The organism is Streptomyces mutabilis (genome assembly GCF_014649815.1).
GTDB lineage: Bacteria > Actinomycetota > Actinomycetes > Streptomycetales > Streptomycetaceae > Streptomyces > Streptomyces mutabilis.
On the sequence record NZ_BMTT01000003.1, the window covers coordinates 86,403 to 99,084 of the forward strand.

Below are 12,682 nucleotides of genomic sequence, written 5' to 3' on the forward strand. Positions count from 1 at the left end.
CACGCGAAACGGAGAGAAACAGGTGGCACACGTCACCGCCCCGGTGGTCACCGGGCCACAGCGAGGCAGTAGTCCTCATCGGTGGCGAGGAGGTTGCGGTGCGAGTCCTCGGCGGTGACGACTCCGTCGTCCAGGACGAGGACCCGGTCGGCGACGTCCAGCAGTGCGGGACTGCTGGTGATCACGAGGGTGGTGCGCCCTCGGCGCAGCCTGGCGACGTTGCGCGCGATGAGCTGCTCGGTGACGGCGTCGACGGCCGTCGTCGGGTCGCGCAGGACGAGGACGTCGGTGTCGGCGGCGAGGGCGCGGGCCAGGGAGAGACGCTGGCGCTGCCCGCCGGACAGGTTCGCTCCCCGGTCGCGGACGGGGTGGTCGAGGCCCTCGCGGTGCAGGGCGACGACGTCGGTCAGCATGGACGCCTCGACGGCCTCCGGCAGCAGGCGGCTGGTGCCCGACGGGTCGATGTTGGTACGGAGGGTGCCCGCGAAGATCTCCCCGTCGTACGGGTTGACCAGCAGGTGCTCGCGGACCGCATCGACCGACAGGGCCGCGAGATCCCGGCCCCCGACCCTCACCGCACCCTCGTACGCGTCGGGCGGCACACGCAGCGCGAGCACCGCCGCGAGGTCGGCCGCCGCACGCGGCTGGTAGGCGGCGACGGCGACGAACTCCCCGGCGGCGACCCGGAACCTCACCTTGCGCAGCGCCCCGTGGCACACGCCGTCGACCTCCAGCCCGCAGCCCGGGGCCGGCCGCTCCGCTCCCGGGGTCGTCACCGGGGGCGCGGTCAGCACCAACGCCATCCGTTCCGCGGACGCCCGCGCGATCATCACGTACTTCGGCATCTCGGAGAAGAGCTTCAGCGGCTCCACGATGAACTGCGCGAGCCCCACGGCCATGACGAGTTCGCCGATGTTGATCCGCCCTGCGAACGCCAGCCAGCCGGCCGTGAGGGTCACGGCGGCGGCGAGGCCCGCGTTGAGGGCCGACGCGGTGCCCGCGTAGACGCCGTTCACCTTCGCGACGGTGACCGCCTGACGCTTCGCCTCCGTGCTGACCTTCCGGTAGGACCGGAACGCCGCGTGGTTGCCGCCGAAGCCGTGCAGCGGGCGCAGGCCGATGATCAGGTCGGCGACCTTGGCGCCGGCCCGCGCCACCCGGGCCTGCTGCTCGCGCGTACTGGAGCCGATCCGTCTGGACGTCACGCTCAGGACCGTCAGGATCGCGACCGTACCGGCGATCACGAGCACGCCGAGCCGCAGGTCGGCCAGTCCGAGCGCGACGGCCGCGATCAGCACCGCGACCAGAGAGCTGATCAGCAGCGGCACCACCTCGATGATGTCCGCGGTCTGGTCGGCGTCCTCGGTGGCGATGGTCAGCACCTCGCCGGACTTGAGGTCGACGTCCCGGGCCACCGGCTGGAGTCCGCACTCCGCCACCCGGACGCGCCAACGGTGCGCCTCGGTGGTGTTGGCCTTCTGCAGGACGCGCATACCGAACCGCCACGACAGCGACACGGTCGTGATGATCACGGCCAGGGCGGCGATCGACACGCCGAGGGAGCCGAGGCTCCGGGCCCGCATCGTGTGTTCGACGATCAGGCCGAGGGCGATGGGGAAGGCGGTCTCACCGGCCTGGTACAGGCCCATGAGGACGGTGCCCCCGGCCATGGCGCCCACATTGCGGCGCAGCGCGGTGCGCAGGATGTCGGCCCCCGGGCGGGGCCGCTTCGTGTCAGCAGTTGTCATCGAGGTGGCGGGCAATCGCTTCCGGGGTTCGCAGGGTGAACAGATCACGGATCGTGATCACCGGACCGTACTCGCGGCGGAGCAGCCCGGTCAGCCGCACCGCCAGCATGGAGTGTCCGCCGAGGGACACGAAATCGCTCACTGCGCTCACCTCGTCGTCGTCCAGGTCCAGTGCCTCGGCGAAGAACTCGCACACCACGGTCTCCGTCTCCGTCGCCGGGCCGCGCTCCCCCGCCGTCTTCAGCGCGCCCAGCGGCTTGGCCTCCGGCAACGCCTTGGTGTCGGCCTTCCCGTTCACGGTCAGCGGGATGCCGTCGACCTGGGCGTAGTGCGTGGGGCGCAGGAAGTCCGGCAGCCCGGCGCCCACTTCGGCGGCGACCGCCGCCAGGTCGGCGCCGTGCAGCACGAGATAGGCGGCCAGCCGGTACGCACCGTCGACCTGGGGGTCGGGCTGCGCGACCGCGGCGACGAACCGCACCGCCGGGTGCGCCGCGAACACGGCCTCGACCTCGCCGAGTTCGACCCGGTGCCCCCGGATCTTGACCTGCTGGTCGGTGCGGCCCAGGTACATCAGGTTGCCGTCGGGCCGCCGGACCACCAGGTCCCCGGTGCGGTACATGCGCTCGCCCGGAGCGCCGAAGGGGCACGCGACGAAGCGGTGCGCGGTCTGCGCGGGCTGTCCTAGGTAGCCGCGCGCGATGCCGACGCCCGACACGTACAGCTCGCCGGGGACCCCGTCGGGCAGTGGCCGCAGCCACGGGTCGAGGACGTACACGTCGGTGTTGTCGATCGCGACGCCGACCACCGGATCCTGGCACTCGAAGGTGCCCACGCCGAGGGTGTTGATGGTGTATTCGGTGGGCCCGTACAGGTTGTAGCCGACCGTCCCTTCCGTGTCGGCGAGCCGCTGCCACAGGGCGGGGGTAACGGCCTCCCCGCCGAGCAGCACCAGCGCGGGCCTGCGGGCCGGGTCGTCGAGCAAACCCTCGGCGACCAGTTGCTGCGCGTAGGTCGGGGTCACGTTGACGACGTCGATGCCGTGCTCCAGGCAGTAGGCGACCAGGCGGGGCGCGTCACGGCGCAGCTCCTCGTCGCAGATGTGCACCTCGTGGCCGTCGGCGAGCCACAGCAGCTCCTCCCACGACATGTCGAACGCGAACGACACCGTGTGCGCGATCCGGAAGACCCGGTGGCCGTGCTCGGCCAGCACCGGCCCGAAGATGCGGCGCTGGTGGTTGACCAGCATGTTGGTCAGTCCGGCGTACTCGGTGACCACGCCCTTGGGCTTCCCGGTCGACCCGGAGGTGTAGATCGTGTACGCGGGGTGCCGCAGCCGGTCGGGGTCGTCGGGGTCGAACGTGGTGAACGGTTCGGCCTCGGGCAGCGGGCGGTCCAGTTCGATCAGGTCGCCGGTCAGCCGGGGCGACACGGAGCTCACCGTGAGGATCATCTCCGGGCGGGCGTCCGCGACGATCGCGGCGATCCGCTCGTCGGGGTGGTCCAGCTCCAGGGGCACGTACGCGGCGCCGACGCGCAGTACGGCGAAGAGCGCCACGACGGAGTCGAGGGAGCGCGGGAGGGCGAGGCCCACGGTCGTCTCGGGTCCGATGCCGCGCCGGGCGAGGACCCCGGCCACGGCCCGGCTGCGGTCCCTCAGTCCGGCGAAGGTCATCGCCGAACCGTGGGCCACGAGCGCCACCCGTCCCGGGGCGCGGTCCGCGGCCAGGTCGAACCGGTCGACGACGGTGTCCGTGCCGACGTCCGTGCGCGCGGCGGGCGTGGGCCGCGGCCCCACCCCCGGCAGTGCCCCGACCGGGCCCGTCGACCGTGCCAGGTCGTCGAGCACGCCCAGGTAGTCGTCGAGAAGACGGCGTGCGTGCGCGTTGTCGTGGTCGCGGTACTCCAGCTTGACGGTGAGCCGGTCGCCGGGGGTGACGACCCAGGTGAACGGGTAGTGCGTGGAGTCGTCGGCCTGTGCCGAGGTGATGCCGTGCCGGGCGTTCATCTCGGCGAAGGCGTCCAGGTCGAGGAAGTTCTGCAGCACGAAGAGGCTGTCGAAGAGCGTGTCGTGCCCACTGGCCCGCTGGATCTCGCCGAGCCCCAGGTGCTCGTGCTCCATCGCCTCGACCCGGGCCGCTTGCACGGCCGTCAGGTACGCGCGGACCGTGTCACCCGGCCGTGGCCGTGTCCACATCGGCACGGTGTTCAGCAGGACGCCGACGATGTCGGACAGCCCCTCGCCCTCCCTGCCGGAGACGGTCACGCCGAACACGGCTTCGTCCCGGCCGGTGTGCGCGCCGAGCAGCAGGCCGAACGCGCCGGTCAGCACCGAGTTCAGCGTGACGCCGTGCGTCCGCGCGGCGTCACGCAGCCGGTCGGATCGTTCGGCGGACAGCGTGTGCACGAGGGCTCGTGGCAGGTCGTCCGGGAGCGCGGGTGCCGGTCCGGCGAGCAGCGTCGGTCCGGACAGGCCGGACAGGTGCCGCGCCCAGAAGCGTTCCGCGTCGGCGGGGTCCTCGGCGGCGAGTCGCCGGGCGTGGTCCTCGAAGCTCGGAGTGGCCGGGACCGGAATCCGCAGTTGTCCGTCGAGTACGGCCCGGTAGGCGTCGAACAGGTCCCGCAGCACGATCTCGCGGGACCAGCCGTCCCACAGCAGCAGGTGGTAGCTGAGCAGCAGGCCGTCGCGGTCGTCGGGCAGACGCACCACGGTGAGCCGGATCAGTGGCGGCTCCCCCGGATCGAAGCCGGCCTCCCGGTCCCGCGTCCGCAGGGCCTCGGCCTCGGCGTCCGTCGCCGCCGCCACCGTACGGACGTCGATCCTCCGGCCCGCCGCGAGCACTTGGACCGGATTCCCGTCCTCGTCGGTGGTGAAGCCGGCGCCCACGACGGGGTGCCGCGCGATCACGTACGCCATCGCGTCGGCCAGCGCGCCGGGGTCGAGGCGCCGGTCGAAGGTGTACCAGCTCTGCGCGACGTAGTGCCCGGCGGGTCCCGCCAGCTGGGCCTGGAAGAACAGGCCGCGCTGGAGCGGGGTGACCGGTGCCGTGCGCTCGGCCGTCGCGGCGGCGTCCGCGAGGCGTTCCAGTGCCCGGTGCCAGTGCTCGGTGATCTCGTCGGGGATGTCCGCGGCGAGGGTGAAGGCGGCATGCAGGCTGCCGGTGGCGTCGTCGGTCCAGGCGTTGACCTCGACGGCGTACGGGCTGCCCTGGTCGCCGGTGGTGAGGTGCGGTACCCGGGACTCGGCGCCCCGGCCGAGGTAGTTGAACAGCACCTGCGGGCGTGCGGTCAGCAGCGGCGCCGTCTGCGGGTCGAGGTACCTGAGCCGGCCGTAGGCGACGTGCGCGTCCTCGCCGGGACAGCGTGCGTCGGCCTCCTTCGCGGCCGCCACGGGATCGGTGTGCGCCGTGAGTCGCACGGGCGCGACGGCGGTGAACCAGCCGACGGTGCGGGTGTAGTCGTGGTGTGGGAGGGCGGGGACCCGGCCGTGCCGCTCCAGGTCGATCGCGAGGTCGGTGGGCTCGGGCTGGACTCGGGTGAGTGCGACGCGCAGGGCGCCGCAGAGCAGCTCGGTCATGCCGACGCCGAGGGCGACCGGCGCGGTCCTCGTCAGGCGTTCACTCAGGTCGGGCGCGAGGACTGCCGTGGTGTCGCGCCGGGGGCCGCCGGTGGGGAGCGGCGCGGGTGCCCGGAGGGTGGTGATCCAGTGGTCCAGGTCGCCGGCGTCGTGGGTGGGCCGGGAGGCGAGCGCTTCGGCGTATGCGGTGTAGGAGGTGGTGGGCGGTGCCAGGGGTGCGCCGCGCATCACGGTGGTCAGGTCGTCCAGCAGGATGAGCCAGGAGACCGAGTCGACGGCGAGGTGGTGGACGGTGACCACCAGGGTCCGGCTCGCCTCCAGCCAGGAGAACGCGACGACGCGCCCGGTCTCGGGGTCGAGTCGTCCGGCGGCCTGGTTCGCGGCGGACGTGGCGTCGGTGTCCGTCCGGTCGACGGTGACCTCACGGGCGGGTTCGGTGCGCAGGGACCAGACCCCGTGGTCGACGCGCAGCCGCAGCCGCAGGGCCGGGTGGGCGGCGACGACGGCGCGCGCGGCCCGCTCGGCGTCGGCGAACCCGGTACCCTCGGGCGCGGGCAGTGCCCTGGCCTGGGCGAACCAACCGAGCGAGCCGCCCAGTTCCCGCTGGCGCAGGATGATCGGCGTGGGCGGGAGCGGGCCGTCCTCGTGGCGGACGGGCGCGGCCGCCGTGGCCCGTCGTTCGCCGGTTTTCCCCTGCGCCAGGTGTCCCGCGATCGCGCGCGGCGTCCTGAACAGGAACACGTCCCTCGGCGCGACCGGCAGACCGAGGGCCCGGGCGCGGTTGATCACGGTGATGGCGACGATGCTGTCCCCTCCGGCGCGGAAGAAGTCGGTGTCGGCGTCGACGTGTGCTCCGGGCAGGGTGGTGGTGAAGATCTCCACCAGGGCGGCGAGTACGGCGTCCTCGTCCGGGCCGCCGTCGACGCGCCGCGGCTCGCCCTCCGGGTGTTCCCGGGCCGCGCGCTCGGTGAGTGCCGTGCGGTCCAGTTTGCCGTTGACCGTCAGCGGCAGGGCGTCCAGGGGCAGCACCCGGCTCGGCACCATGTACGCGGGCAGCTTCGCCGACAGGGTCTCGGTGAGGTTCCCGGGCACCCGGCCCACGACGTGGGCGACCAGGTGGTCGCCGGCGTCCGCGACGGTGACGGCCACGTCGAGCACGCCGTCGAGTTCCCTGATCGCGGACTCCACCTCGCCGAGTTCGATGCGGAATCCCTTGAGCTGCACTTGGTCGTCGGCGCGGCCCGTGAACTCCAGCTCGCCGTCGAGCGCCCGGCGGGCGAGGTCGCCGGTGTGGTACATGCGCGTACCGTCGTCCGTGAACGGGTTCGCCACGAACCGGCCGGCGGTGAGCCCCGGCCGCCCGAGGTAGCCGAGCGACACCTGGTCACCGGCGACGTAGATGGCGCCCTCCTCCCCCCATGGGACCGGGCGGAGCCGGTCGTCGAGCAGGTAGGTGACCAGGCCGGGCAGCGGGCCGCCGATGGGGCTGACGTCGTCGCCGGTGGCGAAGTCGGCGTCGGTCAGCACCCGATGGGTGACGTGGACGGTCGTCTCGGTGATGCCGTACATGTTGACCAGCTCGGGCGAGTCGGTGCCGTGCCGGGCGACCCAGCCCCGCAGCCGCCCGAGGTCCAGTGCCTCGCCGCCGAAGATGACGCGGCGCAGTGCGGGCAGCGGCTCACCGGTCTGCCGGTCGGCCTCCATGAACCGGTGGAACGCCGACGGCGTCTGGTTGAGCACGGTCACCCCGTGCTCGCGGACCAGCCGGTGGAAGTCGACCGGGGAACGGGTCAACCCGTATTCCGGCACCAGCAGTTGACCGCCGTGCGCCAGCGCGCCCCACAGCTCCCAGACCGCGAAGTCGAAGGAGAAGGAGTGGAACTGGACCCAGACGTCGTCAGGGCCGAGATCCATGTCGTGCCGGGTGTTGGCGAGCAGCGTCACCACACTGGAGTGCGGGACGACGACGCCCTTGGGCCTGCCGGTCGAGCCGGAGGTGTAGATCACGTACGCGGGATCGTGCCAGTCGGGCCCGGCGCCCGGGTCGTTCCCGGCGGCCCGCTGCCGCTCGGTCTCCTGCCCCTCGGCCCTTTGCCGCTCGTCGCCCTGCACGAGGACGCGCGCGGACACGCCCGTCCGGAACAGCAGCCGGGTGAAGCGGTCGCATTGCCCCGCGTCCACCAGGACGACCTGCGGGTTGGCGTCGGCGAGGATGTACGCCAGTCGGTCGTCTGGGTACGCCAGGTCCAGTGGCACGTACGCGCCGCCCGCGCTGACGATCGCGACGAGGGCGACGACCTGTTCCACGGAGCGTGGGACGGCGACGGCGACCCGTCGGCCCGGCCCGGTTCCGGCTGCGCGCAGGGCGGAGGCCAACGCGTCCTTCGCGGCGACGAGTTCACCGTAGGTGAGGGACCGGGTGGTGCCGTCGAGACCGCACTGGGTGACCGCGACGGCGGCCGGGGCGCGGTCCGCGGCGGTGTCGAACAGCCCGGCCAGGGTGGTCGGGGGCACCGGTACGGGACGCCGGGTTCCCTCGGACACCAAGTCGTCGACGAGGGCGTCCGGCCGGCTGAGCAAGCCCGTGAGGGTCCGGACGAAGGTGTGCAGGATGTGCCGGGCGCTCGACTCGCGCAGCAGCTCGCCGTCGTGGATCAGGTTGAAGCGGGCACGGCCGTCGGGCGTGCGTTCCACCACCAGGGTCAACGGGTAGTGGGGTGCGCCCTCGTTCTCGATGCGGGTGACCGCCAGCGTGTGGTCCGGCGCCCGGAGACCCTCGACGTCGGTCGCGACGTCGAAGACCACCAAGGTGTCGAACAGGGTGCCGGAGCCGACCGCACGGGTGAGGGCGGACAACGAGACGTGCTGGTGCGGCAGCACCGCGCCCTGGTGTTCCCTCACCGAGGCGAGCAGGTCCCCCGCGGTGGTGGTGGCGGACCACCGGGCGCGCAGGGGAACGGTGTTGATGAACAGACCCACCATGTCCCCGACGCCGGGCACGTCGGCGTCGCGTCCGGACACCGTGGAACCGAACACCACGTCCGTGCGGCGCAGGACGCCGCCCAGCGTCACCGCCCAGGCGCTGTGCACGGCCACGCTCAGCGGCACACCGGCCGACCGGGCGGCCGCTTCGATGTCGTCCGCAGGTTCCACCGAGGTGTCGGCGAACCGGTCGGACGGGGTGTGCCCCTGAGCGACGAGGGAAGGGCCGGCGAGTCCGTCGAGCTGTTCGCGCCACACCCGGACGCCGAGCTCGTCGTCGCGTCGGGCGAGCCGGCGCGCGTGGTCGGGGAAGCCGCCGAGCGGGTGCACCGTCCCCGGCGCGTGGTACTCGACGAGCAGGGTGCGCAGCATCGGCATCACCGACCAGCCGTCGGCCACGATGTGGTGCACGGTCTGCACCAGTACATCGCCGTCGGGGCCCCCGCGAACGAGCGTGTACCGCATCAGCGGGCCGGTCGCCAGGTCGAACCCGGCACGGCGGTCCCGCTCGGCGAGGTCGCGGATCTCGTCGGCGGTGATGCCGGGGCGGTCGAGGGTGGTGAAGGGCGCCTCGGCACCGTTGTCCAGTACGGAGACCACCCGGCCGTCGGCGAGGGGCACGAAACGGGCGGCCAGGTTCGGGTGGAGCGTGAGCAGGCGGGTGGCCGCCGCCGCGAGCCGGCCTGAGTCCACCTCGCCCGCCAGGGTGAGCAGTTGCTGCTCGACGTAGCTACCCGTCGAGGCGTCGTCGTAGACGGAGTGGAAATAGAGGCCTTCCTGGAGCGGGGTGAGCGGCAGGATGTCCCGCAGGCCCGGTCCGTCCAGGGCGTCGACGTCGGCCTGCGTGAGCACCAGCGGGGCGAAGTCGCTGGGCGAGTGGCCGCCGTGTCCGAGGGCGGCGAGCCCGGTCAGGGCCTGGAGGTAGTAGGCGCCCAGGGTTTCGATGTCCTCCTCGGTGAACATCCCCTCGGGCCAGGACAGAGTGGTGGCCAGTCGGTACCCGCCGGTCGGGTCGGGTTCGGCGATCGCGTTGAACTCCAGGGGGCGCGGCAGGCGCATCCTCGGGTCTCGCCGTTCACCCAGCCGGCCGGTCGTGTCGGGGAGTCGCCAGTTTCCGGGCGCGCCCGCCTCGAAGCGGCCAAGGTAGTTGAAGAGCACCTGGGGCGCTGGGGCGCCGAACTCGCTGTCGGCCAGGTAGCGCAGGGCTCCGTAGGACACGCCGTTGTCCGGTACTCGGTACAGGTCTTCCTTGACCGCCTTGAGCGCGGTGGCCAGGTACTCGGGGGCGGTGGGGTCGGTGGCGGGTCCGGGGTCCACGGTCACCGGGAACAGGGTGGTGAACCAGCCGACGGTCCTCGACAGTTCGGGCTCGAAGCCGGCGCTCGGCGCTACGAACTGCGGCTCGCGTCCGTGGCCTTCGAGTTCGATGTACGCGAAGGTCTGGTCCTGTCCGAGGTCGCGCCGTCGGCGGGCGAGGGCGACGGCGAGCGCGGTCAGCAGGACGTCGTTGACGCCCGCGTGGAACTTCGCGGGCGTCTCGCCCAGCAGGGCGGCCGTGACCTCGGGCCCCACCGAAACGGTCCGGACCCGTTCCCGGGCGACGGTGTCCGACTCGTTCGGCGTTCGCCTGGCGAGCGGCTCGTCCGGGCCCGGCAGGGCGCGTCGGAAGTAGGCACTGTCCGCGTCGAACGCCGCACGTTCCAGCAGCTGCGTCCAGCGCCGGAACGACGTGCCGGTCGGGGGCAGTTCGACGGGTACTCCCGAGACGCACTGGCGCCAGCCGGTGGCCAGGTCCTCCATCAGGATTCGCCAGGAGACGCCGTCGATCACGACATGGTGGGCGACCAGGACGAGCTGGCGGGCCTCGCGCCGCCAGACGGCGCTCAGCATGGCGCCGTGGTCGGGGTCCAGTCCGTCGGTGGCGAGGGCGACGCACTCCTCGAGCGGCCGGTCGCTCTCCCGCCATCGTGGCGCGGAGCCGTCCGCCTCCGGGATGTCGAAGCTCCAGCGGTCGCCGCGCACCAGCCAGGCGCGCAGCATGTCGTGCCGCGCGACCAGGGCGGCGAGGACCTCGTCGAGGGCGGCGGCGGTCAGCTCCGCCGGGGTGTTGAGGACCACCGACTGCACGAAGCCGTCGATCTCGTCCGTCATCTCGCCGAGCCACTGCACGATGGGGGAACCCACCACGGTGCCGGTCGGCACGTCGCGGTGGTCCACGAACGCGGTGTCCTCACGGCTCGCCACCGCGGCGAGCGCCCCCAGAGTGCTGTGGGTGAGGATCTGCCGTGCCGTGACGTGGAGCCCCGTCCCGCGCAGGGCGCCGAGCAGCGAGATCGCGAGGATGCTGTCGCCGCCGAGCTGGAAGAAGTCCTGGTCGACGCCGACGCGGTCCAGTTGCAGCAGTGCCGCGACCGCCTCGCACACCGCGCGTTCCTTCTCCGTGGCGGGCGGGATCGATGCCGTCGTGAGCTCGGGCTCGGGCAACGCGTGCCGGTCGACCTTGCCGTTCGCGGTGAGCGGGAACGCCTCCATTACGACGATGTGGGCGGGCACCATGTACTCCACCAGGTGTTCGCCGGCCCACGCCTTGAGGTCGGCGGCCCGCAACCCGTCGTGCCCGGCGGCCGGGATCACGTAGCCGACGAGGTAGGTGCCGCCCGCCGTGTTCTTCCTGGCGACGACGCAGGTGTGCCGGACGCCGGGATGCTCGGCGAGGCCGACCTCGACGTCTTCGAGCTCCAGCCGCATCCCGCGGATCTTCATCTGGTTGTCGGCCCGGCCGAGGAAGTCCAGTGAGCCGTCGCGGGTGAAGCGGGCGAGGTCCCCGGTGCGGTAGAGGCGGGAGCCGTCGTCGGCGAAGGGGTTCGCGACGAACCGGGACGCCGTCAGGCCCGGCGCGTTCACGTAGCCGCGGCCCAGCAGGAACCCGCCGACGTACAGTTCGCCGCCGACGCCGACCGGGACGGGGCGCAGTTCGTCGTCGAGCACGTACAGCTGGGTGTTGGGGTTGGCCTTGCCGATCGACGTCGACAGGCGTTCGGCCGCGCCGCGGTAGACGACGTGGGAGACGCCGATCGTCGTCTCGGCGGGCCCGTAGCCGTGGTACATGGGGATGTCGAGCCGGGTGCGGAACCGTTCGTACAGCTCCGGGGTCAGCACCTCGCCGCCGCACCAGACGTGCCGCAGGCTGTCGAGGCGCCCGGAGTCGCCCGCGATCTCCAGCAGCACGTCCAGCATGGATGACACGAGGTAGGTGAAGGTGACGCGTTGCTCGGCGATGACGCCCAGCAGGTGGTGCGGGTCGCGCTCGCCGCCGGGCCGCAGGATAACCAGTCGGCCGCCGCAGACCAGCGGCAGGAAGACCTCGTTGACGGAGATGTCGAAGGAGAGCGGCGCCTTGAACAGCGACGCGTCCTCGGGGCCGAAGCCCAGGATTTCGTGGGCCTGCCACAGCAGGCGCTCGCTGATCGCCTCGTGCCGGATCATGGCGCCCTTGGGGCGTCCGGTCGAGCCGGAAGTGAAGATTACGTAGGCCAGGGCGCCGCCGGGGACGGTGACTGGCGGGGGCTCATCGGGGAGGGAACAGTGACACCAGTCGGCGAGGTCCACGGCCACCGCCTCCGGTTCGCCGGCGGCGTGCTCTCCCGAGGCGTTGAGCTGTACGGCGACGCGGGCGTCCTCGATGACGACGGATCGGCGGGCGGCCGGCCAGTGCGGATCGAGCGGCACGAACGCGCAGCCCGCCTGGAGCAAGCCGAGCAGTCCGACGACCATGTCCGCGGAGCGTTCCAGGGAGATGCCGACCCCTTGCTCCGCGGTGAGCCCGAGTTCAAGCAGGCGGTGGGCCAACTGGGCGGAGAGCCGGGCCGTCTCCCGGTAGGTCAGTGTCCGCCGCTCGTCGACGACGGCGACGGCGTCCGGCCTGAGCCGCGCCTGCTCGCGGAACATCTCCACCAGGGTCGGGCGTACGCGGTCGGCGCCGGTGTCGTTCCACCGGGCCAGCTCCTCCCTCCGCGTCGCCGCACCGGCCGGTGCGATGGTGCCGACGGGACGGTCCGGGAAGTCGGCGAGGTCGTCCAGGGCTAGGCGGGCGTCGTCGAGCGCGACGCCCTCCGGAAGCAGGACGCTCCGGCCGTCGGCTCCGACGTCCCGACCGCCGCTCGGGGAGCCGCCGTTGTCGACCCATCGCAGTACGTCCGGAAAGAGGGTGCCGGGTGTGAGGTCGAAGCCGTCGGGACTGCGGCCGGCCGCCCAGTACGACAGTCCGACGGCGCAGGCCTCGGCGATGGTGCGGTCGGGGAAGTCGCCGGTGCGGCGGCGGATGTCGGCCAGTTGCTCGGGAGTAAGCGGTATGTGACGAGCGCTCGGTTCCATCATC

The 12,682-nt window shown here is 72.6% G+C and carries 2 protein-coding genes; both read right to left on the reverse strand.

Going from position 1 to position 12,682, the window contains the following annotated elements:
- Positions 1-47: 47 nt before the first annotated feature.
- Positions 48-1,748 (reverse strand): ABC transporter ATP-binding protein, encoded by a 1,701-nt coding sequence (locus IE142_RS08625; RefSeq protein WP_191885136.1) that lies wholly within the window; start codon positions 1,746-1,748, stop codon positions 48-50.
- The gene (locus IE142_RS08630; protein WP_191885137.1) at positions 1,735-12,681 is read right to left on the reverse strand and encodes a non-ribosomal peptide synthetase; all 10,947 of its coding nucleotides are present in this window, start codon (positions 12,679-12,681) and stop codon (positions 1,735-1,737) included. Before IE142_RS08630 ends, IE142_RS08625 begins: the two co-directional genes overlap by 14 nt.
- Between the last annotated feature and the right edge of the window lies 1 nt (position 12,682).